The organism is Rufibacter aurantiacus, from assembly GCF_017916345.1.
GTDB lineage: Bacteria > Bacteroidota > Bacteroidia > Cytophagales > Hymenobacteraceae > Nibribacter > Nibribacter roseolus.
In genome coordinates, this window is record NZ_JAFMSV010000001.1 from 133,862 (window position 1) to 157,580 (window position 23,719).

A 23,719-nucleotide genomic window follows, 5' to 3' on the forward strand; every position below is an offset into this window, starting at 1 on the left:
TTCAGACAACAGCCTGGAAACACCTCTTTCGTTTTGATGGCTTACCGGCCCGAGCGGAGTTTTCTTACCACCGCGCCGGTTTGCCACAATTCTGATTCGCGCACTTCTTTCAATTCGGCTTCCAGTTCCTGACGGTAGCCTGGGGTAGAACCGCGCTGGATGGTGCGCTCGGCTTCTTTCCCCGATGCTACACTGTCATACAATTCATTTAATACCGGAAGGGTCGCCTCGCGGAATTTGCCTTTCCAGTCTAGGGCACCACGCTGAGCCGTTACGGAGCAGTTGCTGAACATCCAGTCCATGCCGTTCTCGCCTACCAGAGGCACCAGGCTTTGGGTCAGTTCTTCCACGGTTTCGTTGAAGGCCTCAGACGGAGAGTGACCGCGCTGACGCAACACCTGGTACTGGGCTTCGATGATACCGGCCAAAGCGCCCATCAGCACACCCCGCTCACCGGTTAGGTCTGAGTACACCTCTTTTTTGAAATCGGTCTCGAACAGGTACCCGGAGCCCACGCCAATGCCCATGGCAATGGCTTTCTCGTAGGCTTTGCCTGTGGCATCCTGGAACACGGCAAAAGAGGAGTTCAATCCACCACCCTCTAAGAACAGACGGCGCAAGCTGGTGCCACTGCCTTTAGGGGCCACTAAGATCACATCTACATCGGCGGGTGGAATGATGTTGGTCTGCTCCTTGAAGGTAATCCCGAAACCGTGCGAGAAATACAGAGTCTTGCCGGGCTTCAGTCTTTCCTTGATGGTAGGCCACACGGCAATCTGACCGGCGTCTGACAACAGGTTACAGATGATGGTACCACGCTCTACGGCTTCTTCAATAGGGAACAGGGTCTGGCCTTCTACCCAACCGTCTTGCTTCGCCTTCTCCCAGGAAGCAGAATCCTGACGCTGGCCCACAATCACGTTGAAGCCGTTGTCACGCATGTTCAATGCCTGACCGGGTCCTTGCACGCCGTAGCCAATCACGGCTATCACTTCGTCTTTCAGGGTTTCCTGGGCCTTTGCCAACGGATATTCATCGCGGGTCACAACGGTTTCTTCTACACCGCCGAAATTGATCTTTGCCATTTTGTTTGGTTAATATGGGTTATGGTTTTATTTACTCGTTTGGTGTTTTAGGCCTGTTTTCATGAAAAGAGGGCTAAAACAATCTGTATTCTCTGGCGTGAACTTTTCACCACCCCGCCCTTCGGGCACCCCTCCTAAATCAGGAGGGGAGTTTCTGTTGGCTAACACTATACCGGTTGTTCAAAGGCCTTGCAGCATCCGGAGGTCCTGCGAGCGTTTGGGCCGATAACTGCTTAGGCCAGCTTTAGTTCACATGGTGAACACCTTGTCCCGGCTGTTCAGGAATTCGTTTTCAATGGCGTCCTGGCCTGGCTCGGCGCGTTCAAATTCTCGGAGTTTGCGGTTGAAGCCGTCACTGCCTTTGATGATGGCGATGCGGGCGCTGCGCACAAACTCTATCAACCCGAAGGGCTGCAGAACCTTAATCAGGTTGTCGGTCTCTTCGCGGTGGCCGGTGGTTTCAAAGACGGTGTAGTCCTTCCGGATCACCACGGCGCGGGCCCCGTTTTCACGCAAGAGGCGTTCCACTTTGGCTTTCTCGGCGATGATGTCGGTAGGCACTTTGTAGAGGGCCATCTCCTGCCAGATCACGTCTTCGTTCGTGTTGTAATACACCTTCAGAACCTCCACCTGCTTCTCAATCTGCCGGGCGATTTTGCTTACCACCTCCTCTGTCTCGTTGATCACGATGTTGAAGCGGTGAATGCCTTCGATCTCAGAAGGCGACACGTTCAGGCTATCGATGTTGATCTTGCGGCGCGTGAAAATCATGGCGATGCGGTTCAGCAACCCCACATGGTTCTCGGTGTACACCGTAATGTTGTATTCCTGTTTTTCTATGGGCGCTTGCTCACTCATTTTCTTTTCAGTTTAGCAAGGTTATTTCAATCTGATTTCACTCACGCTGCAGCCCTGCGGCACCATGGGAAACACGTTGTTCTCTTTGGTCACCATCACTTCCAAGAGGAAGGAACCGGGATGCTCCAGCATTTCTTTCAAGGCATCGGTGAGGTCGGCGCGTTGGTTCACGCTTCTGCCCGAGATGCCGTAGCCTTTGGCCACCTGCACGTAATCGGGGCTCTGGATGTCCACGAAGGAGTAGCGGCGCTCATGGAAAAGCTCCTGCCACTGCCGCACCATGCCCAGAAACTGGTTGTTCAGGATCATGATTTTCACGTCCACGCCGCTTTGCATGATGGTGCCCAGTTCCTGGATAGTCATCTGCACGCCCCCGTCGCCAATCACGGCTACCACGGTTCTATCCTCGGCGCCAAACTTGGCCCCGATGGCCGCCGGTAGCGCGAAGCCCATCGTTCCCAAACCGCCGCTGGTGATGTTGCTGCGGGTGTGGTTTAGTTTGGCGTAGCGGCAGGCCACCATCTGGTGCTGACCCACATCAGATACAATGATGGCTTCACCTTTGGTGAGCTCATTCAGTTGCTGGATCACCTCGCCCATGGTCATTTCCCCTGAGGTTGGGAACAGCTCTTCGCGGATGACCGCGTCAATCTCTTGCTGCTCAAACTCCCGGAACTTCTCTACCCACTCAGCGTGCTGTTTCTTTTCCACTAGTTGGGTCAGCAACGGCAAGGTTTCTTTGCAGTCGCCCCACACCGGCACGGTGGTTTTCACGTTCTTGTCGATCTCAGCAGGGTCAATGTCCAGGTGGATAATTTTGGCCTGTTTAGCGTATTTGTCCAGTCGGCCCGTCACGCGGTCATCGAAGCGCATACCAATGGCGATCAAAACATCGCACTCATTCGTCATCACGTTAGGGCCGTAGTTGCCGTGCATGCCCAGCATGCCCACGTTGAGCGGGTGGTCAGAAGGCAAAGCGCCCGCGCCCATGATGGTCCAGGCCGCCGGAATACCGGATTTCTCCAGGAACTCCCGGAACTCCTGCTCCGCCGCGCCCAGCATCACGCCCTGGCCCCATAGCACAAATGGCTTTTTAGCGCTGTTGATCAGTTCGGCGGCTCGTTCTATATATTCTTTCCGCACGATTGGCTTGGGCCGATAGCTGCGGATGTGGTCGCACCGCTTGTAGCCCTGGAAAGGGAACTTCTGCAACTGGGCATTTTTGGTGATGTCAATCAAAACCGGCCCGGGCCGACCCGTGCGTGCAATGTGAAACGCCTTGGCCAGAACCTCCGGAATCTCGGTGGCATCGGTTACCTGGTAGTTCCACTTGGTCACCGGGGTAGTGATCCCGATTACATCGGCTTCCTGGAAAGCATCGGTGCCCAGCAGGTGCGCGAACACCTGGCCCGTGATACACACCAACGGCGTGCTGTCAATCAGGGCATCGGCGAGGCCGGTGATCAGGTTCGTGGCACCGGGTCCGCTGGTGGCGAACACCACGCCTACTTTACCGGAAGCGCGGGCGTAGCCCTGCCCCGCGTGGATGCCGCCTTGTTCGTGGCGCACCAGCACGTGCTTCATGTTACCCGGGAAGTCGAACAGCGCATCGTAGATGGGCATGATGGCACCGCCGGGATAGCCGAAGATCGTATCCACCCCTTCCACGGAAAGGGCGTGCAGCAGCGCCTGACTGCCGCTAATCATGGTGTCTGTTTCAGGCAAGGCTGGGGCTTGTTTCTCTTGCGTTAACATAGGCTTCTTCCTGTAAATCGGTGATACAACCGTGGCTGGCATCACTTACTGTTCTGATATATTTCAATAGCACTCCCCCTTGCACGTTTGGCTTGGGTCTTTGCCAGTGGCTTCTTCTAAGGGCAAGCACGGATTCATCTACCTGCACGTCCATGGTATTGGTGGTAGCATCCAGCACAATCCAGTCGCCGTCTTCTACCAAGGCAATGGTTCCGCCGTCGTAGGCTTCGGGGCAGACGTGGCCGATGACGAACCCGTGCGTCCCGCCCGAGAATCTGCCATCGGTAATAAGGGCTACTTTATCACCAAGTCCAGCACCCATGATGGCCGAGGTGGGTTTCAGCATTTCCGGCATACCAGGTCCGCCTTTTGGTCCTACGTAGCGAATTACCACTACCTGACCGGGTTGGATTTTGCCATGGGTGATGCCTTCGTTCAGTTCTTCTTCTGAGTTGAAGACAATAGCGGGTCCTTCAAACCGAAGGCCTTCTTTACCTGAGATTTTCGCCACCGCGCCTTTGCTGGCCAGGTTGCCATACAAAATCTGAATATGGCCATCGGCTTTGATGGGGTTAGAAAGTGGCCGTAACAGATCCTGCTCCTCGCCCAAGGGCTTCACGTTTGCCAGGTTCTCCGCCAAGGTTTTGCCCGTGACGGTCATCAGGTCGCCTTTGAGCAAACCGGCTTCCAATAAGGTTTTCTGCACGGCGGGCACCCCACCTAGAGCAGAAAGGTCCTCCATCAGGTACTTGCCGCTGGGTTTCAGGTCGGCCAGCACCGGCACGCGGTTGCTCACTTCCTGGAAATCCTCCATGGTCAGTTTCACTCCGGCGGCATGGGCAATGGCAATCAGGTGCAAAACGGCGTTGGTAGAACCACCCAAAACGGTTATCATGACCAGTGCATTCTCAAAGGCCTCGCGCACCAGAATGTCACGCGGTTTGATGTCTTTTTCCAACAGTTGCAGGATGTAGGCGCCGGTATCCAGGGCTTCCTGGTTTTTCTCAGCGCTGACCGCTGTGGAAGAGGAAGAGAAAGGAAGGCTCATGCCCAAAGTCTCAATGGCGGCGGCCATGGTGTTGGCCGTGTACATGCCCCCGCAGGCCCCCGGCCCCGGACACGCGTTGCGGATGATGCCGCGGTAGTCTTCGTCTGAGATGGCGCCGTTCAGTTTCTTGCCGTAGGCCTCAAAGCAAGACACAATGTTTAGTTTCTGGCCTTTGTACTCCCCTCCTTTGATAGTACCACCGTACACCATCAATGACGGACGGTTTAGGCGTGCCATCGCAATCAAAGCACCCGGCATGTTCTTGTCGCAGCCCACCACGGTAGCCACGGCATCATAGTAGTGGGCTCCCGCCATGGCTTCAATAGAATCAGCAATCAGCTCTCTGGAAACTAGCGAGAATCGCATCCCGGCGTTGCCGTTGGTGATGCCGTCGCTCACGCCAATAGTGTTAAACCGGAGGCCTACCATGCCGTTGGCCTGCACCCCCATCTTCACGGCATCGGCTAAACCATTCAGGTGCATGTTGCAGGTGTTCCCTTCAAAGCCCGTGGAGCAGATGCCCACAAACGGTTTGCGCAGATCTTCCTCCGGGATACCCGAGCCGATGAGCATGGCCTGGGAAGCCGGCAGGCTGTCGTCTTTGGTGTAGATGCTGCTGTATTTATTTAAAGCCATGGTTTGTAATGCGGTGTTTTTGAGGTGTTTTTACAAAAAAAGAGCCTTTCTACCGGGTGGTGAGAAAGGCTCTGAATGGTTGTAAGAGGCCGTTCCTACCCACCTTGCGGCAGAGGAATAATGACAATAATGGAAATGACCGACTGTAGTCGCATCTGGTATTATCTCTTTTAGGCCTGTTTTCAGCAAAACTGGCCCTATAACGTTTCTTCGTTAAATAATGGTGCTTAACCCTATTTCTATGTTTTTCAAATGCCGGAAGCTTTCTCCACCTTCCTGCACGTAGTTAGCGATGAAGGCACCCACCTGCTCGGTTGTGAAAGGATGATCTTTTCTCAATTCCGGAGTTAGCACGTTTTTCTCAAGGGTATAATCCACTGCTTCCTTCACCAGATCGGCCTCTTCCTGTAACCCGAAATGCTCCAGCATCATGGCTACGGAAAGAATAGTGGCAATGGGGTTAGCGATGCCTTTGCCCTTGGCCTGCGGGAAAGACCCGTGGATGGGCTCAAACAAGGCCGCAGTCTCTCCCACTGAAGCGGAGGGCAGCAAGCCCAAAGAACCAGCGATCACTGAGGCCTCGTCTGAGATGATGTCCCCGAACATGTTCTCCGTGAGGATCACATCAAACTGTTTCGGGTTCAGGATCATCTGCATGGCGGCATTGTCCACGAACAGGTAATCTACCGCAACCGATGGATATTCCGGGGCAATCTGCTGCACCACTTCACGCCACAGGCGGGAAGTCTCCAGCACGTTGGCTTTGTCTACCAGGGTCAGTTTGTTCCGGCGGTTGGCCGCTGCCTGGAACGCCAGGTGCGCGATGCGCACGATCTCTTCCTTGGAATAAAAGCAATTGTCAAAAGCCCCATCCTCAGTGCGGCCTTTCTCCCCAAAATAAATACCGCCGGTCAGCTCCCGGTAGATCACCATGTCTACGCCGGAGATACGGTCTGCTTTCAAAGGAGAATGCTCCAGCAACACATCATAAGCGGTAACCGGACGAATGTTGGCGTATAAACCCAAAGATTTACGCAGGCGCAACAACCCTTGCTCTGGGCGTACTTTAGCGGCCGGGTTGTTGTCGTATTTAGGATCACCAATGGCACCCAGCAGGATGGCATCGGCTTCAAAACAAGCTTGCAGGGTAGATTCAGGCAGCGGGTTACCGGTGGCATCAATGGCGCAGGCGCCCATCAACTGCACATCCAGTTCAAACTCATGCCCGAAGCGTTCAGAAACGGCTTCTAATACTTTGAGGGCCTCGGCACATACTTCTGGTCCAATTCCGTCGCCGGGGAGAACGGCTATCTTTTTACTTAATACGCCCATGGTCTACTCTTTTCGTATTGTTCTATTGCGTCTTTCTGGTTTACTAAATAATCAATGTCATCATATCCATTGATCAGGCACTCTTTCTTGTAGGCGTCAATCTCAAACGAGATCTTCTCTTCCCAAGCCGGTACCTGTAATTCCTGTTTCACTAAGTCCACCACCAGGGTGGTCTGCGGGTCTTCTTCAATCTGGCCCAACAATCTTGCCAAAACCTCATCTGAGACCTGCAGCGGTAACAATCCGTTGTTCAGGGCGTTGCCTTTAAAAATATCAGCAAAGAAGCTGGAAATCACCACTTTGAACCCAGCATCATAGATAGCCCAGGCGGCGTGCTCGCGGCTACTGCCACACCCGAAGTTCTTGCCCGCCACCAGAATCTGACCGCTGTAACGGCTGTTGTTCAGCACGAAATCGGCTTTTGGCTGACCGGCGTTGTCAAAGCGCCAGTCGCAGAATAAATTCTCTCCGAAGCCTTCGCGCGAAGTAGCCTTCAGGAAGCGGGCCGGAATAATCTGGTCGGTATCTATATTCTCAATCGGGAGCGGAACCGCCGTAGATTGAAGCACTTCAAACTTTTCCATCTAACTGTTTTATGTGCCACAAGGGCACTTTACAATTCTTTATCTGACCGTCCCCCTTTGAAGGGGGATGACCCAATATGCGTACCTAAAGGCTAGTTCAGGTATTGGGTAATGTCCACAATCTTTCCTTCCACCGCGGTGATGGCCGCCACCAGTGGGCTGGCCAGCAAGGTTCGGGAACCCGGTCCCTGACGGCCTTCAAAGTTGCGGTTTGAGGTGGATACACAGTAGGCACCGGCGGGAATCTTGTCTTCGTTCATGGCCAGACAAGCGCTGCAGCCCGGCTCACGAAGTTCAAAACCGGCTTCGGCCAGTACTTTGTCAATGCCTTCCTCAATGGCTTGTTTCTCCACGTGTTTGGAACCCGGTACAATAATGGCCTCCACGTGCGGTGCTTTGTGCTTCCCTTTCACGAATTTGGCTACCTGGCGCAGATCCTCAATGCGGGAGTTAGTGCAAGACCCGATGAACACGTACTGGATTTCTTTGCCCAGCAAAGATTCGCCCGGCTGAAAGCCCATGTAGTTCAACGATTTGTTATAACTGGCTACTTCGCTGGCCGGAACATCAGTAGGAATCACCTCATTGATGGCCATGCCCATGCCCGGGTTGGTGCCGAAGGTGATCATTGGCGCGATTTCCTGCGCATCAAAGAAGAACTCTTTGTCAAAGGTGGCGTCTTCGTCGGTGTACAAGGTAGTCCAGTAAGCCACGGCCTGTTCCCAACGCTCACCCTGCGGCACGAACTGACGGCCTTTCAGGTATTCAAACGTGGTTTGGTCCGGTGCAATCATGCCTCCGCGGGCACCCATTTCAATACTCATGTTGCAGACGGTCATGCGGCCTTCCATGCTCAGGGCGCGGAATGCGCTGCCGGCGTACTCTACAAAGTACCCCGTGGCACCGCCGGTACCCAGTTTGGAGATCACGTACAGGATGATGTCTTTGGCGGTAACGCCGTTTTTCACCTCACCCTCTACCGTGATGCGCATGCTTTTGGGTTTGCTTAGCAGCAAGGTTTGCGAGGCCATTACCTGCGCCACCTGGCTAGTGCCAATCCCGAAGGCAATGGCCCCGAAGGCGCCGTGGGTGGACGTGTGGCTGTCGCCACATACGATGGTCATGCCAGGTTGGGTCAGGCCTAATTCCGGTCCCATAACGTGTACTATGCCCTGGTTTTCGTGACCCAGGCCGTACAGCTCAATGTTGTGCTTGGCGCAGTTCTCGGTGAGTTTATCCACCTGAAAACGGGAAAGCGGCTCCTCAATGGGGAGGTGCTGATTTTTAGTGGGTACGTTATGGTCGGCGGTAGCCACAATCTGCTCCTTGCGGAACAAAGGCAAACCGCGGTGTTCAATCTCGTCAAATGCTTGCGGGCTGGTTACCTCATGGATAAGGTGGCGGTCAATGTAAAACACGTCCAATCCACCCCCGGGAATGGATTTCACCACGTGGGCAGCCCAAATCTTATCTAATAATGTCTTCGCCATATTAATTTGCAGAAACCAAATTATCCTGCTCCACCATTAAATGGAGGTCTTCGTCTACTACTTCTTTCTTTTTATCTGCCACTACCAGGAACGAGGCATACGCTTTGTCCAAGGCTGCTTTCTCCAGGGAATAACCCAGCTTCTGCATGCGGTAGGCCAAGGCGGCTCTGCCGGAGCGAGCGGTCAATACAATAGAGGAATCTTCGGCACCTACTTCTTTGGGATCAATGATCTCATACGTCTCGCGGTGCTTGATGACACCGTCCTGGTGGATACCGCTGGAGTGCGCGAAGGCGTTGGCGCCCACAATAGCTTTGTTGGGTTGCACCTGCATGCGCATCATGTGCGATACCAGGTGTGATGTCTCGGTTAACAGGCGCGTGTTCACGCTGGTGTCCAGGTTCAGGTACGGGTGCTGGCGGAGAATCATGACGACTTCCTCCAGGGCCGTATTACCGGCGCGCTCCCCTACCCCGTTGATGGTGCACTCAATCTGGCGGGCTCCGTTGATGACCCCGGAGATGGAGTTCGCGGTAGCCAAGCCTAAATCATTGTGACAGTGGGTGGAAAGGGTTACGTTCTGTACGCCGCGCACATTCTCGTAGAGGTACTTGATCTTGGCTCCGTATTCTTCGGGCAGGCAGTAACCGGTGGTATCCGGAATGTTCAATACGGTGGCTCCGGCTTTGATGGCCGCCTCGCAGACCATGGCCAGGAACTCGTTATCGGTGCGGCCGGCGTCTTCGGCATAGAATTCTACGTCTTCTACAAAGCTTTTCGCTAACTTCACGGCAGCCACGGCACGCTCAATGACATCGGCTTGGGTGGTGCGCAATTTGAATTTGACGTGAGACTCAGAAGTACCAATTCCGGTATGGATTCTGGGGAAACGGGCAGCTTTCAAAGCCTCGGCGGCTACCCTGATGTCGTTTTCCACGGCGCGGGTAAGGCCACAAACAGTAGCTTCCTTGGTTTGAGCCGCAATTGCCCGAACCGCCTCAAAATCGCCGGGGCTGGAAACGGGGAACCCAGCCTCAATCACGTTCACGCCCAGAAGCTCCAGTTGACGTGCGATGACCAACTTCTCCTCCATGTTCAATTTGCAGCCAGGCACCTGTTCGCCATCGCGCAACGTTGTATCAAATATTTGTATCTTCTGAGCTGACATCGTTATTTTGGCTTCTATTCGGATACAAAGAAGCGCGTACTAATACGGAAGCAAAAAATTATTTTTCAGCATTCTACTATTTCTAAGCGCCCCTATTATAAAGTTATCAATCTGAAAATCAATATTTTAGTTCCTTTTCTCATACAATGCCTAATCAAAATATTGATCCTATTTTTCAATTGATAAAATCTCTGACGCCCTCTGAGAAACGCCATTTCCGGCTGAACACCAACAAGAGCGGCTCCAGCGAAGACTTGAAGTTTTTGCAGTTGTTTGATGCCCTGGAACAGCAGGACACCCTCAATGAGACCCAGATTCTGAAGCAGGTACCCAGCATTAAGAAGACTCAACTGGCCAACCTGAAGAACAACCTGTACAAACACCTGCTCTCCAGCTTAAGAACGTTCCATGCGCCGCAGAACCTGGACATCCAGCTGCATGAGCAACTGGATTATGCGCGCGTACTCTATAATAAAGGGTTTTACCAGCAGAGCCTAAAAATATTGGACAAAGTAAAAGTATCGGCGCTGGAGTACGAGTTGCCGCACATTGCCCTTACAGCCATTGACTTTGAGAAACTCATTGAGAGTCAATACATCACACGCAGTTTGAGCGGCCGGGCCGAGGACCTTACCCAACAGGCAACCCAGGTTTCTTCGCACATCTACCGGATGCACCAGCTCTCCAACGTAGCCCTGCGCCTGTACGGCCATTACCTGAAGGTAGGCCTGGCCCGGAACCAGGAAGACTACGATTCCATCACGGCTTTCTTCCTGGAGAACCTGCCGGAGATTGATTATCAGAACGCCGGGTTTTACGAGAAACTGTATTTCTACCAGGCCCACGTATGGTACCATCTCATGACCCAGGACCTGAAGGCCTGCTACCGGTACGCCCAGAAGTGGGTGGATCTGTTTGACGAGTACCCGCACATGAAGGAGCGCCGGCCGGTGCTGTATATCAAAGGCATGCACAACCTGCTCAACGCCCTCTACAACCTGCTGTACCATTCTAAGTTTGTGCAGGTCTTGCAGCAACTGGAGGCCTTTGCCGATGATCCAAAGCGCCGCTCCAATGCTAACATTGACACCCTGCTGTTCCTTTATATTTATACCAATAAGATCAACGCCTACTTTCTGGAAGGGAAGTTCACCGAGGGGTTGAAGGTAATTCCGGGTGTTTTGAAGAACCTGGAAGGTTTCCAGGCGCAACTGGACCCTCACCGCATGCTGGTGTTCTACTACAAAATTGCCAGCTTGTACTTTGGCAGCGGCGATTTCAAAAAAGCGATTGAGTACCTGAACAAGGTCATCCACCACAGCAATACCAGCCTGCGCGAAGACCTGCAGTGTTTCGCCCGCATCCTGAACCTGATTGCCCACTACGAGGCCGGCTACGACGACGATGCCCTGGATTACCAGATCCGGACGGTGTACCACTTCCTGGGCAAAATGGACAACCAGCAGCAGATGCAGGTAGAGATTTTCCGTTTTCTGCGCAATGTGGGAAATATAGCCCCGAATCAGGTGAGAGAGGCTTTCATCACCCTCAAGGAAAAGCTCATTGCCATCTCCGAGAACCCCTACGAACGTCGCCCTTTCATGTACCTGGATATCATCTCCTGGCTGGAAAGCAAGATTGAGAACGTGCCAGTGCAGGAGATTATGAAAAGGAAAGCAGGAAGGTTGAAGTAGGATGGTGTTTCAGGGCTGTTTTAGTGAAAACAGCCCTGAAACAGAGTAAGCAGTCCTTACCTTGGTCATTTGGAAAGAACTAAATAGTATGTTTGGCAGTGCAGTTCCGGTTATCCGACCTACGGTGGTTGTATGTCCGGAACTTTGACACTATACAAAGTACTAATAACCGGAACAGCTCCTTATACACAGTAGTTGGCAGAAATTATAAGAATGGAAGATTACTCTGAATTAGTCGGTGACAGCAGGATAGAAAAACTATGTCATGACTTTAAATTAAAAACCATCATCTTCAACTTGACTCGGTACAGAGACGAATTAGAAGAAATAGAGGTAAGATTTGAAGGAGTAGTAAACCAAGATTTTCAATGCATCGACAGCGATAACATTGTTTTCGGGATTGAAGAGACAGATTGGGACGGATTACAAATCCAGTTTCCTGATTTAATGAAATACTATAAGCATTACAAAAGCATTGACCCTGAAGATAGGAAAAGATTAGATAATGGAACTATAAAATGCTACCATATAAGAGGTTCTGTTGGGCTTGAAGGGTATGTAATTGCAGAAGCTATAAGAATTACTGAAAAATAACATCTGCCAACATTGTATAAACATCAAGCCACGGCCGACGGCTTTGCTCGTTGTTTATACGAGGCCGTTGGTGGTAATAAATAACATGAAAGTATTATGGAAAATAGACAAAAAGTGAATCTATACTAAACAAGCTATTTCCCATAACCATAATGAAAAAGATATTCTTTACCATAGTCCTTCTGCATCTTTATACATTCTCTTTCGGTTGCATGTGTACTAAACCTCCTGAAACCACCTTGGAAGATTGGGAGAAAAGTGATTTAATACTTGTTGGAAAAGCAACGGAAATAATCGAAAACTCAAGGTTATTCGACAAAGATGGACAGCAACTAAGAATCATCAACTTCCAGATATTGGAGGGTTTTAAAAATATAGAGAAAGAGCAGAAAGTAATTTCTTTTGACTATTCAGACAATTCCTGTCAGTACACTTTTGAGGTTGGTAAAACATATGTGATTTACGGACATCAAATGCCCTCGGGACTTGCTTTTACTAATTCTTGCACCAACACCAAGAACCTTCCCAACAACTTCGCACAACTTCCAGCTATAAAAGAGCTAAGGGAAATTTCTAAAGAAAGGGACATCAAGCAGCCGAAGGGTGAAGCATTCGCAATGATTGAAACCTCTACTTTAGAAAAGCTCCAAAGAGATGGTAGCGAACTTGCAGAATCAAAGGATAGGATAAAGTACTTGTATTATGCTCTTGGCGTCTCAGCATTTTTTAACGTCATTTTAGCTATGCTGGCATATAAAAAAAGAAAAATTACTACCCACAACATTGTATAAACACCATGCCACGGCCGACGGCCTTGCACGCTGTTTATACTAGCCCGTTCGTGGTAACCTTAAAATAAAAATCAAATTTAAATTGAATGAATACAAAGCCAAACCTAGAACAGCTCCTTGAAGCGGAAGATACGAACAGTAGTATTATCAAATTGGACGACTATATCTGCGAATTATGCTCTTGGGGAGAAAAAATGGATGCCCTCTCCCAACCCCAAAAGTTGTTCTTCTTCAACCAAAACTTAGAAAGGGAGATAAACAACGGCGGATTCAATCAATTCTATTACAATTCCTCGGGGGACTTTGCGCACGAGACTGTCGAATCCCTTAATGCAATCGGGGCAGACAAGACAGCTGAAATCCTGAAAAAAGCAAACGGCCAGTTCCCAAACCAGACAGTTCCAAAGGATAGAGCGGAAAGACAAGAAATTGTAGAACAGATTGAGGAAGAGGCTAATGTGGTATGGGAGGAACTTGACCAGCAATTCTTCGACTACGAAGATGACCTGAATTCAATAAACTTGGAATTTGTAAGAAAGAACAAAAGTTTCTTCTAACTAAAAAGAAAAAGGGCTTCCACCAACAAGGTGTAAACGTCAGCCTTCGGCCGACGGCCTCACCCGCCGCTTACACTAGACGTTGGCAAGATTATAAGATATTTAGAATGAACTTTGGAATAGCGCAATACTCAAATCTTTCAATAGATCAATCATCTTGGATTAATGATTTGTCAAATGAACTAAAGTTATTTTTTGAAGAAAAGAACTATGGAGAAGACTTGAACGAGCTTTATTTCGGACTAATTACAGTTAAACCAGAGTTTGACCAATTTTTTAGAAAAAAAAGACCTAGATATTTATCTGGGGAGAAAAGTTCGTCTGTTGACGGAATAACGATCAAAACTATTAATTGCGCCGAAATAGATGTAAAGCTTGACTATTCTGAAGTATTTAAACTTGGACAATCAGAATTGATTGAGATAATTTGTAAAGCATTATTATCTGAAATTAGCTGTTTAACAAGGTTATCTAAACTTAAGAAATTTGATTTTACATTATTCAAGTCGGATTTAAAAGATTATCTTATCAAACAATCTTATTTAAAAGGATAAATACTTTTGCCATCAACAGCTAAACGCCAGTATCGGCCCACGGCCTCAGCCGTCGTTTATACTAGGCCGTTGTACAGCACTGTAAAGATTTACCGTCTGCGTTAATCCACAGTTTTTGTTTGGCGGACATTAACAAAGGTAACAATCATCGGCATCTACAACTGCACGTACTTTTTTGCGGTAAACTTGCTCAATAATAAATGGCCAATTAATTCTTATAACCTCAGTTTGGAACGGGAAGATTTTCTAAACTGCTAATTTCAAGCTTATATCCTTTGCCGCGTATAGCAGCAATTTTGATAGTTGGATCAGGTTCCAGTTTCTTTCTAAGTTTTGAAATGAACATATCCAGACTGCGGCCTACTATAACCCCCTCATCTTCCCATATTTCCTTTTGTAACCGGCTCCGCTCTATCATCTCATTAGGTGACAGCGCGAAAATGCGTAGTACGCGGGTTTCAGTCTTGGTTAAGTCCAGGGAATTTCCATGTATCATGAGTTTACGAGCCTCTGCGTCGAACGACATTGACCCCAAAGGGATTATACCGGTAGGCTGACTGTCAGGTAAGGCCTTCCGCGGCTTAACAGATCCTATTAACATAAAGCCAACAAAGGCTAAAACTGTCAGGCTGCCCAGAAGATATCCATTCTTTGCTGTGATTATTCCTGGCGGTTTAAATTTGATACTAATCTTATAACACGCTACGGGTTGCCTTCTTCCTATACAGGCTACAATATCTTCTTTCTTATTTTTTGATATAGCATATCCATAGGCTACACTGGCATTGGCACAGTTCAGTACATTAACCACGTAATCACTTGCGAGCGGGTCTTGGGCTAACAAACGCTGCGTAGTATTCACCAGGGATTCGGGCTGAAAAGTGAAGGCATTCTCAAAACTAATCTGGTATTCATTTCCAGCGATTTTTTTTACCGGTAGTACCCGTGATACACTGTCGCCCGACTGCAAGAGTATTTCATGTCCGATCCGGCGAAGTAAAACCTCCCTTCTAGCAAAGTCATAGTCATCATTGCCCGCCATGCTGAAAGCCACGCAGATTATCGAAATAAACATGAGTAGTAACAACCCGCCTAGGTGCTTTCGATTGACGGACAAGAGATTTCTTCTAACAGGCATGATGTCAAGATATTATTTACAAAGTTTACATTCTTATTTACGGACCAAGTCCCTGAGGCTGAAATAAATCAACGTATTTTTATTGTACCAACTTCAAGAGGATTCGAAAAATAAATGAAAAGCCTTAAACGAATCTGATGTACCAGGAGAGGGATCTATGTTAATTAAAACTACAACGAATTATGAAAAAGGTTATGTATGCGCTGATCTTACTGCTGGTGGTGGTAAGCGGACTAGTATTCGCCAATCGCGAAAACAAAAATGAAAATCGCGAAAACAAAAACGAAACTTCCAAAAGACCAACCCCCAAGCCGCTCTCTGCTGCTGAAAGGGAGGCCGCATTGAAAAAATGGGAGGCTACCCCTGAAGGTATCATATACAAAAAATGGGAAGCGTCTCCCGCTGGGGAAAAAGTGTTTGCCAGTGAGGCTAAAATAAGAAAGTCCCTTCGAGATTATAGCAATATGGAGGGAGTGATAACCTCTCTTTCTCTTCCGCAAGGCTCACGATTAGGTTTTGGAGTGATGGTCAGGATTAATGGTGACGATTATATTCTCAATTTTGAGCCAGAAAAGTCTCAACTTGAGCAATTGCTTAGCCTGAAAGTGAACGACAAAATAATTATCAAAAGCCGTACCGTATCACATGCGCCCAAGTATTCCTATCCAATTGTGCGGGGCGACTATGTAGAACGAGATGGTAAAGTTATTTATCAACGTATCCCTCGCAAAGGCGGCTGCTAAGTAAAGTTATGATGAAAGGCCTTTACTGAATTTAAAGGTAAAGCGAGCTAGAAATAACATTTTCAGCCGGCACTTTTAAGAGGACATTTTACTTCAGGCAGTACATTTTTCGGCAATAAAAAGCGGTTGATATTTTTACCCGGTGGACTTTTATTTTAGATTTTAAAAGTAAAATTTAAACAGATTAACCATAAGTTAATCCTGAAGAAAGAAAAACAGCGGTTTACATTTAAAAAATATGGCAGCACGTCAAGGGATCAACTTAATACCTCTATTTTGATTTTGCGGTTAATTGAACTTGGCTTTTCTTCAGATACCACAAACTTTAACGATCTTCTGCTGCGGCCTTTACATGTACGAACCATATTAAAGGCGTACCTTAGCCGAACTAATTCGCACCAATGAAAGATGTTTCCTGGAAGAGTACATCTTAAAAGTTTTTAATTCTTAATTAATGAGTGATTCAACCAATATCTGTTTGTCTTGTGGACTTTGTTGTGACGGTACCGTGATTGGTTTTGTACAGGTTGGTTGTGAAGAGTTGCCCTTGTTGAGAGATGTAATAGATATTGAGAATACCAATGGGGATGGTTTCTTTCTTCAACCCTGTAAAAAATATTGCGATGGTTGTACTATCTACTCCAGAAGGCCGAAACAGTGCGCCAGTTTTGAGTGTGGAATTCTAAAATCAATCGAAAAACAGGAATTAGACTTTGATTCAGCCCTTGATATCATTAACGTAGTTAAACAAAAGAAATTCACTATTGAAAGAGAGTTAGCGGTACAGCAATTTAATCTACAATCCCAGTCGTTTTACTTTAAAATGGGAGAAGTTAAAAAGCTGTTTCAAAAAAAATCTCCTGATTTAGCGTTAACACCAAGCCAACTGAATTTAATAGAGGAAATCAATCAACTTGACAATCTACTGGCAAACGAGTTTGATGTCTAAAAATTTTTTGACATCAAACTCGTTAAATATCATTGATAAACTACGATAAACCAGCTGCTACCCATGAGCTGTAGAGACTGGGTAATAAGCTAGTTATAAGGCATTCAACTCTCCCATGGTGAATGCTTTCTGCCTGCCTTTGTACACTTTGCGAGCCTGCTCCACATCTGCTGTCTCTATTTTTCCGGCATTGTTGTTCCAGGACTTCCGGATAAAGCTTAACAGTTCGGCTATATCCTTATCAGACAAAGCCTTGTTGTGGCCAATGCCGGGCATCTCACCAATAACATCCGGGGTTTGGTAAAGCATTCCATTTACTTTGACGGGGCCGGTCATGCCATACAGGACAATGGGTATCAACTTGCTTTTGCTGCCGGTTACCCAGTTAGAGTTATTCAGCGGCGGCGCCAGGCGCTTTACGCCATTGCCATCTGCCCCGTGACAGGACTGGCAGGTGGATGTGTACAGTTTGGCGCCAACCGGAAATTCTTTTGCCAGCAGTTCTGGATTTTTGCTGCGCTTTGCTTTACGCATATCCTCCAACACTTCTCCCAGCCGCACGTGTAACACAGAACTTGTATCCTTGGCAGCCATGGCTTTATGATAGAATACCTCTTCCCTGGCCTGCATACTGCTGATGGCGGCATCGGCCACATATTTGTTCCCAGGATACTGCTTTACGACCGCCTGCACCAGCCTGTCGGCAGCAGGCTTATTAAACTGACGGATACTGGGTGCCAGAAAGGCCACATACGGGGCCGCCAGCGAGTCATGTTGTGCGACAAGTTGCCCAAGTGCCTTCACAAACGTGGTGTAGTTCTTTGCCGTCATAACGGAAGGCAATACACTCAGGGCCTGCATCCTGATAGACCATTGTGACTGTTTAAGCAGGGGCAGTACGTCTTCGGACCGTAAGGCATCCATTCCTTCCAAGGCCCACAGCGCATGAGCGGCCGCTACCGGTTGCTTTGTCTCTTTCAGGAGCTGACGCAAGGCAGGGACAGCCTGCTGATACTTTTTATCTACCAGCAGCTGCTGTGCTTTGTCACGCACCCATCCGTTTTTATGCTGCAGCAGCTTTACCAGTTGTAGAGGTTCATGCGGCACAACCACCGGTTTAGCTTCTTTTTTTGCTGGAACAATCCTGTATATGCGCCCACAGGTGATAGGCTGTTCCAGTTTTCTTTGGGCTATCTCATTCGCCAGGTATTCGGTTAGGTAGAATTTATGCTGTATCACACCCCGATACATATCCAGCACATACATACCACCATCAGGGCCGTCGTATAGGTTGACGGGCCGGAAACGCTCATCTGTGCTTGCCAGAAATTCCCGTCCTTTGTAGGCTTGCGCACCCTGCATTCGGTAGCCATTTTCGGTTAGGATGTTGCGCTTAATCAGGTTGGCCGCCGGTTCAGCTACAAAAGCATTCTGGGAGTACCTTTCGCCAAACAACCCACCCCGGTAGATAACCGGTCCGCAGGCCGCGGTGAAGTTTACCAGGCGCAGGTTTTTGTCTAATACACCTTCCTGATACCCCCGGTTTACCCCAGTAGTAGCCCTGGCCGGATATACCCTGTTGTTGCCTACCAGATCCACGTCAAAGCCGGCTACCGTCTGTTGGTTCGCGTTAGTGGCTCCCAAGCCCGGGGCGAAATAATCGCCTAACAGGTTTTGGGAGTTGTTGTTGTAATAAAGCCTGCCATGGTCATCCTGGGCAATGCCCCACTGGCCCCTGAAATGCGTTTTCTCAATGAGCCACTTATCTCCTTTTTTACGGTAGCGCTTGGTGAATTTGGCGCTATAAATCCAGTTATCCATGGCACGCAGCAGCCCGTTCGGTTCATGCTCCACATTGCCGCCCTGGGTGTATTTATTATCTACCAGGGTCTTTTTGCCGGGCTTGTCCTGCTTTCTTTCATAATACCACAGGTTGGGCGGCATGGCCACCAGCAAGCCTTCTTCTACCAGGCAGAGCGCCCGAGGCAACACAAGCGAGTCCAGGAATACTTTGCGGTCATCAAATTTCCCATCTCCGTTCTTGTCTTCCAGAATGACAATCTTGCCCGTGGGCAGTTCCTCACCGGTGCCTGCCGTATCAGGCATGTAGTTCTGCATTTCTGCTACCCACATGCGGCCTTTCTCATCAAAGGTCATGGCTACGGGCGAATTGATCAGGGGCTCTGCTGCTACCAGTTCCACCGTAAATCCGTCCTCTACCTGCATCTTCTTCAGCGATTCTTCCGGCGACAGCACAGGTGAGGAAGCGTACATCTCCCTTATTTTAACCGAGTCTGTTTCAATTTGCTCCCCTCCCTCCTGCCCAACCTGATTATTACTGTTCGGCTGACAAGCCTGCAACATGCCTGCACAAGTGATGATCAACAAGGCACTATAAATAAAACTTTTCATGCGGTACTTCTACTTTCCTAATACAGATGGTGCGGTGCCTGCTAAATTGCACATAGCAGGCACCGCACCATCTGGTAGTGAACATGATACTGGTACTTGATTTTACTTTTTACCTATGAACTTTTGGTACTGAGTATTTACTTGGTCCTCGTGCGAATGGGAAACAACACGGGCTTTTTCAATATATCCGGATAGACATAGGAGGTGAAAGACTTACCCTCTATTGTTACGTTTACCCGCTTCTCCTGCTTGTTTTCCGTGAATACAAAGCGCTTTGCCTTCTGCGCGGCCACCTGGAAGTTGCTGCCCATCAGCAAAGCCATGGCCAGCAGTGGTGCTACAATATATTGTATCGGTTTGGATTTCATGTGCCTTCAGGTTTGTAGAACCTAATCCGGCTGCAGCCTTAGGAGCCGGTAATATGCTGCCTCTTCTAAAATTGAATTAGCTTACCACAACCTCCTGTTTGGCATCATCAAAGGTGACGCGTTTGCCGGTTTGCAGGGCTATGCGGGTCATGATGGTAGCAAGGGAATGGTTATAGCCCGCCCGCACAGAGGCATTGGGCGTTTTGCGGCTGCGCACACATTCCATCCAGTTACGCATGTGCAGTGAGGTCATGGGATCGCCCCCGGTGTTGGCATCGGTAGATACTTTTTCAGAGCGAGTGGGCAAGGTATAATCTGCCAGCAAATTAGCTTTCATGCCCATTTCATCGGCCATACTCTGCGTGAGGCCGCCTTCTGAGGTAACCTTATTTGTGTCCAGGTTCAGCATACCGCCGTTTGAGTAGTACAGCTCTCTCACGCCGCCAGCACTGTTGGTGAACCGGGAAGTGTACACTACCTGAAAGCCTTTCTTAGGGTCGTTTAGCGGCCCATAATCGAAAACTGCCGTCAAAGTATCCGGGTTTTCGCGGCCGTCCTGCCACAGGTAGGTACCGCCGTTGGCTACCACACTTCGCGGATGCTCCAGGTCAGTGAACCAATGTACGGTATCAATCTGGTGCGACATCCACTGGCCCGGTATGCCCGAAGAGTAAGGCCAGAACAAACGGTACTCCAGGTACTTGCGCGGGTCCCAGGCCACTTTGGGGCGGTTCATCAGGAAGCGGTCCCAGTCGGTGTCTTCCTGCCGGATTTCGCTTACCAGCTTAGGCAAACGCCAGCGGCCCGGCTGGTTCACGTTCCAGCTCATTTCCACCATTTTAATGTCCCCAAACTTGCCAGATTTGATGTACTCATTTGCAGAAATGTAGTTGGGCGCGCTGCGGCGCTGAGAACCTATCTGTACAATTTTACCGGATTCCTCTACGGCCTTCAGTACCGCACGGGCATCTTCCATGGTTTCTGCCAACGGCTTTTCAATGTAGGCATCCTTGCCGTTGCGTACTGCCTCCACTCCCATGAGGGCATGCTGGAAGTCGGCGGTACTGATGATCACGGCATCCAGGTTTTTGGAAGCGTACAGCTCATCGTTGTTGCGGTACTTCTTGATCTTCCCACCCGACTTCTCTCTGATGAAAGCTTCCGCCTCATCGCGGCGGCGGTTCCAGATGTCTGAAATCGAGACAAACTCAAAGTTCAGCTCTTTGGAATGGCTCATGAACGCCGGGTACAGCGAGTGCTTAAACCTATTCGAAAACCCTACAATACCTACCTGTACGCGGTCATTGGCGCCTAAAATTCTGCTGTAACTTCTTGCACTTATGCCCATGCCCATTAAAGAAAAGCCTAATGTTCCGAGCGCAGCTTTTTTGATAAAGTCCCGGCGGGGGTTGTGGTCTTTGTAATCCATAGGTACTGCTGATTTAGGTTTTGAGTTTACACATTATGCAGGAGGAGATAGCACCGTTATCAAGTGCCAATGCTGATCAATATTCGTTGTTTATTTCCAGCCAGTAACCGTCCGGATCCTGGATGTAAATCTGCTTCACGCCATCGGTCCGCACATTTACCTTATCGGGCACACCCTTTGAGTTGTAGTACCTGATGTTGTGTTTGCGGATGCGCTCCATGAAGGCATCAAGAGAGGGCACGCTGAAACAGAAATGGCGGGTGATGTCCTGGTAAATCTCTTTTGGTGCGCCTTGGATCAGGTGCAGCTGGTAAGGGTCGCCTATGGTGAACCAATCATGCAGGCCGTCTTTGAAAGGCTCCGGAATCTTCTTGAACTGCATGACCTGCTCGTAAAAAGCGGAGCTCTTTTTCAGGTCATGCACGTGCAAGGCAAGGTGGTTGAATCTGATGGCAGGTTTCTCTGTAGCAGCTGTGGTCTGTGCCTGCACAGTATTTAGTTGGGTCATCAATAGGCCAATAAGTAAGAACTTGAGAAATAGTTTCATGTGATAGATGGGACGGACTTCCGGTCAGGTAAGTCCTATTCTGAAGTTCTGTTATGGTTTACTTTGTGTTCAGATTCAGGAGTTTGATGTTGCGGTAACGCACTTCATCGCCGTGGTCCTGGAGCAGGATGTGGCCTTGCGGCGCTTCCCCAAATGCCTCAAACTTCTGGTACTTGCTGGCCGCCACCAAATCCCTGAACTCCTGGCTACCCCGCTCATACTCCACTACTTTCACCCCATTCAGCCAGTGCTCCACGTGTTTGTTTTTTGACACAATGCGTACTTTGTTCCACTCGCCAATGGGCATGACTTTCTTATTTCGGGCAGTAATCAGGTCATAGAGCGAGCCAATGGTGCGGTTGCCGTCTTTTCCCATTTTTGCATCGGGGTGCAGCTCGTCGTCCAGAATCTGAAACTCCAGGCCAATGGCAGAGCCCGGGCTTTTGGGAAGGCGCTCCGTGACAAAGTACTTAACGCCGCTGTTGGCACCCGGGGTTAATTTTGCCTCCAGGGTCAGTTCAAAGTTGTCGTACTGCTGCTCTGTGATAATGTCGCCCCCATTCCTGGATTCAGCACCTCCTGATTTGATGACCACCAGTTCGCCGTTTTCTATCTTCCAGCCTTGCTCCGGAAACGCATCTTTGTAGGCTCCCCGCCAGCCTTTGGTGGTTTTGCCGTCAAAGAGCAATTTCCAGCCTGCCTTTTTTTCCTTTTCGGTTAGGGTGTTATGACTTTCAGGTGCTGTCATTCCTTCAGCGGTAGAAGTTGCACTTGCTGTCATCTGTTGCTGATTCTTGCAGGCTACTACCGTTCCAAGTGCCATAGCGCCCATTAATATGTTTTTTCTTAAGTTTCTCATTTATAGCCTGTTTTACAGAAATCGTTACACTTTTACTCCTTTAGACTTCAGGTACGCATGGCTGATTTTAGCACACTCCAGCGGTGTCTTGTCTTTGTCAGGCACCGCATCTAACTCGATGATTCCCCAGCCTTTGAATTTGATTTCCTGAAGGGCCGCCAGAACCTTGGGCAGGTTAACCTCACCCTGCCCAAGCTCTACAAATTTGTATGCTTTGGTACCCGCTTCCGGGGTCTGTCGCACGTCTTTCAGGTGCAAGGCCTTGATCCTGCTTTTATATTGTTTGATGGCTGCTTCCGGATTTCCTTCCCCCTGTTGGTAATGGGCGATATCCAGCAGTAGATTTACATACTTTTCATCGCAATTTTCCATGATCATCTCCACTTCTTCTGGTGTTTCCCCTAACTGGTGCATGTGGTTATGGTAGACCGTCTGTACACCCAGATCTAGGGTGCGCTTGCCTATCTCGTTCAGGAGGCGCCCATAACTTTGCAGGTCGGCAGTGCTGGGAGCACCTTCTTTGGGACGTGAGGAATTAGTCACCTGAAGCATCTGCCCACCTAGTCTCTTTATAAATCTCGCATTATTCAGATGCTGATCAATTACCGCTTGGTCGTTGCCCGTGTTGATGTTGGCATTACCGCTGGAGAACATGCACAGCTCCAGTTTATGCGTTTTGAGAAGTTCCAGCAGACCATCTGGTTTCTCACCGTACTCTTTCAGAATAGTAGAGCGTAACTGTATTCCTTTATAGTCCAGAGAAGAAATATCTTTGATGGCCTGTACATCATTCCCGCCCCAGGTAATGGAGGCATACCCCACTTTCATACCCGGCACCGAGACTAACCCGGCACTACCTATAAAGGACAAAGCCGGAAGTGCCATTGCTGCCACTCCTGCTTTAACAATAAACTCCCTGCGCGAGATTTCTGAAGCCATAAAATACAAGGGAAATAGTTTCGTGAACGAACTAACAAAAGCGGTTATAACCAAAAACCGCAGTTATACCCTTGAATATAGTAAAACAACAGGAGCCGACAATAAGAAGTGAGCATCTTTGGGAATCTGCTATATCAGGAGCATTGCCCCTTATCAGTTGAAGGATGCTTTTATTACCCTCAAAGCAAA

22 protein-coding genes are annotated in these 23,719 nt (G+C 49.1%); 7 read left to right on the forward strand and 15 right to left on the reverse strand.

All coding sequences use genetic code 11. From position 1 onward, the window contains the following. Positions 1-41: 41 nt before the first annotated feature. The 8 genes from ilvC to J3P34_RS00540 all read right to left on the reverse strand — a co-directional run bounded on the left by ilvC (position 42) and on the right by J3P34_RS00540 (position 9,956). On the reverse strand, positions 42-1,085 hold the full coding sequence (gene ilvC, locus J3P34_RS00505; RefSeq protein ID WP_210485921.1) for a ketol-acid reductoisomerase: 1,044 nt from the start codon (positions 1,083-1,085) through the stop codon (positions 42-44). 249 nt (positions 1,086-1,334) lie between these two features. Then, a complete protein-coding gene (ilvN, locus tag J3P34_RS00510; RefSeq protein WP_210465756.1) occupies positions 1,335-1,943 on the reverse strand; it encodes an acetolactate synthase small subunit in 609 nt (202 codons plus the stop codon). A gap of 21 nt (positions 1,944-1,964) precedes the next feature. Next, positions 1,965-3,698: a biosynthetic-type acetolactate synthase large subunit gene (gene ilvB, locus J3P34_RS00515; protein ID WP_428480410.1), complete on the reverse strand. Its 1,734-nt coding sequence runs from the start codon at positions 3,696-3,698 to the stop codon at positions 1,965-1,967. Beyond that, positions 3,661-5,382, reverse strand: coding sequence for a dihydroxy-acid dehydratase (ilvD, locus tag J3P34_RS00520; protein WP_210485923.1), 1,722 nt, complete (start codon positions 5,380-5,382; stop codon positions 3,661-3,663). The genes ilvB and ilvD overlap by 38 nt, the downstream gene beginning before the upstream one ends. Before the next feature lie 213 nt (positions 5,383-5,595). Continuing rightward, positions 5,596-6,714 (reverse strand): 3-isopropylmalate dehydrogenase, encoded by a 1,119-nt coding sequence (gene leuB, locus J3P34_RS00525; protein ID WP_210485925.1) that lies wholly within the window; start codon positions 6,712-6,714, stop codon positions 5,596-5,598. Next, positions 6,702-7,298: a 3-isopropylmalate dehydratase small subunit gene (gene leuD / locus J3P34_RS00530; protein WP_210485927.1), complete on the reverse strand. Its 597-nt coding sequence runs from the start codon at positions 7,296-7,298 to the stop codon at positions 6,702-6,704. Before leuD ends, leuB begins: the two co-directional genes overlap by 13 nt. Before the next feature lie 92 nt (positions 7,299-7,390). Beyond that, positions 7,391-8,788, reverse strand: a complete 1,398-nt coding sequence (gene leuC, locus J3P34_RS00535; protein ID WP_210485929.1) for a 3-isopropylmalate dehydratase large subunit — start codon at positions 8,786-8,788, stop codon at positions 7,391-7,393. Position 8,789: 1 nt separating this feature from the next. Then, positions 8,790-9,956: a 2-isopropylmalate synthase gene (locus J3P34_RS00540; protein ID WP_210485931.1), complete on the reverse strand. Its 1,167-nt coding sequence runs from the start codon at positions 9,954-9,956 to the stop codon at positions 8,790-8,792. A 179-nt stretch (positions 9,957-10,135) separates the two neighbouring features. Between J3P34_RS00540 and J3P34_RS00545 the strand changes: the two genes are divergently transcribed. The 5 genes from J3P34_RS00545 (at position 10,136) to J3P34_RS00565 (ending at position 14,146) form a co-directional block, all read left to right on the forward strand. Then, positions 10,136-11,650: a hypothetical protein gene (locus J3P34_RS00545; protein WP_210485932.1), complete on the forward strand. Its 1,515-nt coding sequence runs from the start codon at positions 10,136-10,138 to the stop codon at positions 11,648-11,650. 213 nt (positions 11,651-11,863) lie between these two features. After that, positions 11,864-12,244, forward strand: coding sequence for a hypothetical protein (locus tag J3P34_RS00550; RefSeq protein WP_210465763.1), 381 nt, complete (start codon positions 11,864-11,866; stop codon positions 12,242-12,244). 152 nt (positions 12,245-12,396) lie between these two features. Further along, positions 12,397-13,035, forward strand: a complete 639-nt coding sequence (locus J3P34_RS00555) for a hypothetical protein (protein WP_210485934.1) — start codon at positions 12,397-12,399, stop codon at positions 13,033-13,035. Between the two features lie 86 nt (positions 13,036-13,121). Continuing rightward, on the forward strand, positions 13,122-13,592 hold the full coding sequence (locus J3P34_RS00560) for a DMP19 family protein (RefSeq protein WP_210485936.1): 471 nt from the start codon (positions 13,122-13,124) through the stop codon (positions 13,590-13,592). Between the two features lie 107 nt (positions 13,593-13,699). Then, positions 13,700-14,146, forward strand: a complete 447-nt coding sequence (locus J3P34_RS00565) for a hypothetical protein (protein WP_210485938.1) — start codon at positions 13,700-13,702, stop codon at positions 14,144-14,146. Between the two features lie 223 nt (positions 14,147-14,369). On the opposite strand, the gene J3P34_RS00570 is transcribed toward J3P34_RS00565, so the two are convergent. Next, the gene (locus J3P34_RS00570; protein WP_246853488.1) at positions 14,370-15,221 is read right to left on the reverse strand and encodes a winged helix-turn-helix domain-containing protein; all 852 of its coding nucleotides are present in this window, start codon (positions 15,219-15,221) and stop codon (positions 14,370-14,372) included. Between the two features lie 245 nt (positions 15,222-15,466). Here J3P34_RS00570 and J3P34_RS00575 point away from each other — a divergent pair, with 245 nt between their 5' ends. Beyond that, positions 15,467-16,027: a hypothetical protein gene (locus tag J3P34_RS00575; RefSeq protein WP_210485942.1), complete on the forward strand. Its 561-nt coding sequence runs from the start codon at positions 15,467-15,469 to the stop codon at positions 16,025-16,027. Positions 16,028-16,481: 454 nt separating this feature from the next. Next, positions 16,482-16,976 (forward strand): hypothetical protein, encoded by a 495-nt coding sequence (locus J3P34_RS00580; RefSeq protein WP_210485944.1) that lies wholly within the window; start codon positions 16,482-16,484, stop codon positions 16,974-16,976. Positions 16,977-17,069: 93 nt separating this feature from the next. On the opposite strand, the gene J3P34_RS00585 is transcribed toward J3P34_RS00580, so the two are convergent. The 6 genes from J3P34_RS00585 to J3P34_RS00610 form a co-directional block, all read right to left on the reverse strand. Then, entirely contained in the window at positions 17,070-19,388 is a 2,319-nt protein-coding gene (locus J3P34_RS00585; protein WP_210485946.1) for a DUF7133 domain-containing protein, read from the reverse strand. A 137-nt stretch (positions 19,389-19,525) separates the two neighbouring features. Continuing rightward, on the reverse strand, positions 19,526-19,756 hold the full coding sequence (locus J3P34_RS00590; protein ID WP_210485948.1) for a hypothetical protein: 231 nt from the start codon (positions 19,754-19,756) through the stop codon (positions 19,526-19,528). Positions 19,757-19,832: 76 nt separating this feature from the next. Next, the gene (locus J3P34_RS00595) at positions 19,833-21,185 is read right to left on the reverse strand and encodes a Gfo/Idh/MocA family protein (protein WP_210485950.1); all 1,353 of its coding nucleotides are present in this window, start codon (positions 21,183-21,185) and stop codon (positions 19,833-19,835) included. Positions 21,186-21,261: 76 nt separating this feature from the next. Then, positions 21,262-21,732, reverse strand: a complete 471-nt coding sequence (locus tag J3P34_RS00600; protein WP_210485951.1) for a VOC family protein — start codon at positions 21,730-21,732, stop codon at positions 21,262-21,264. Positions 21,733-21,790: 58 nt separating this feature from the next. Further along, positions 21,791-22,555 (reverse strand): 3-keto-disaccharide hydrolase, encoded by a 765-nt coding sequence (locus tag J3P34_RS00605; protein ID WP_345890318.1) that lies wholly within the window; start codon positions 22,553-22,555, stop codon positions 21,791-21,793. A gap of 60 nt (positions 22,556-22,615) precedes the next feature. Continuing rightward, positions 22,616-23,530 carry a sugar phosphate isomerase/epimerase family protein gene (locus J3P34_RS00610; RefSeq protein WP_210485952.1) on the reverse strand — a complete coding sequence of 305 codons (915 nt, stop codon included), beginning with the start codon at positions 23,528-23,530 and terminating at the stop codon, positions 22,616-22,618. Positions 23,531-23,719 lie beyond the last annotated feature (189 nt).

Bases quoted from the DNA above. Each gene is read 5' to 3' on its own strand.
- ilvN (WP_210465756.1), bottom strand. From the start codon at position 1,943: ATGAGTGAGCAAGCGCCCATAGAAAAACAGGAATACAACATTACGGTG.
- ilvD (WP_210485923.1), bottom strand. From the start codon at position 5,382: ATGGCTTTAAATAAATACAGCAGCATCTACACCAAAGACGACAGCCTG.
- J3P34_RS00610 (WP_210485952.1), bottom strand. From the start codon at position 23,530: ATGGCTTCAGAAATCTCGCGCAGGGAGTTTATTGTTAAAGCAGGAGTG.
- leuB (WP_210485925.1), bottom strand. From the start codon at position 6,714: ATGGGCGTATTAAGTAAAAAGATAGCCGTTCTCCCCGGCGACGGAATT.
- J3P34_RS00560 (WP_210485936.1), top strand. From the start codon at position 13,122: ATGAATACAAAGCCAAACCTAGAACAGCTCCTTGAAGCGGAAGATACG.
- J3P34_RS00550 (WP_210465763.1), top strand. From the start codon at position 11,864: ATGGAAGATTACTCTGAATTAGTCGGTGACAGCAGGATAGAAAAACTA.
- leuC (WP_210485929.1), bottom strand. From the start codon at position 8,788: ATGGCGAAGACATTATTAGATAAGATTTGGGCTGCCCACGTGGTGAAA.
- ilvB (WP_428480410.1), bottom strand. From the start codon at position 3,698: ATGTTAACGCAAGAGAAACAAGCCCCAGCCTTGCCTGAAACAGACACC.
- J3P34_RS00580 (WP_210485944.1), top strand. From the start codon at position 16,482: ATGAGTGATTCAACCAATATCTGTTTGTCTTGTGGACTTTGTTGTGAC.
- J3P34_RS00555 (WP_210485934.1), top strand. From the start codon at position 12,397: ATGAAAAAGATATTCTTTACCATAGTCCTTCTGCATCTTTATACATTC.
- J3P34_RS00605 (WP_345890318.1), bottom strand. From the start codon at position 22,555: ATGGCACTTGGAACGGTAGTAGCCTGCAAGAATCAGCAACAGATGACA.
- J3P34_RS00570 (WP_246853488.1), bottom strand. From the start codon at position 15,221: ATGTTTATTTCGATAATCTGCGTGGCTTTCAGCATGGCGGGCAATGAT.
- J3P34_RS00585 (WP_210485946.1), bottom strand. From the start codon at position 19,388: ATGAAAAGTTTTATTTATAGTGCCTTGTTGATCATCACTTGTGCAGGC.
- J3P34_RS00595 (WP_210485950.1), bottom strand. From the start codon at position 21,185: ATGGATTACAAAGACCACAACCCCCGCCGGGACTTTATCAAAAAAGCT.
- J3P34_RS00540 (WP_210485931.1), bottom strand. From the start codon at position 9,956: ATGTCAGCTCAGAAGATACAAATATTTGATACAACGTTGCGCGATGGC.
- ilvC (WP_210485921.1), bottom strand. From the start codon at position 1,085: ATGGCAAAGATCAATTTCGGCGGTGTAGAAGAAACCGTTGTGACCCGC.
- J3P34_RS00600 (WP_210485951.1), bottom strand. From the start codon at position 21,732: ATGAAACTATTTCTCAAGTTCTTACTTATTGGCCTATTGATGACCCAA.
- J3P34_RS00575 (WP_210485942.1), top strand. From the start codon at position 15,467: ATGAAAAAGGTTATGTATGCGCTGATCTTACTGCTGGTGGTGGTAAGC.
- J3P34_RS00590 (WP_210485948.1), bottom strand. From the start codon at position 19,756: ATGAAATCCAAACCGATACAATATATTGTAGCACCACTGCTGGCCATG.
- leuD (WP_210485927.1), bottom strand. From the start codon at position 7,298: ATGGAAAAGTTTGAAGTGCTTCAATCTACGGCGGTTCCGCTCCCGATT.
- J3P34_RS00565 (WP_210485938.1), top strand. From the start codon at position 13,700: ATGAACTTTGGAATAGCGCAATACTCAAATCTTTCAATAGATCAATCA.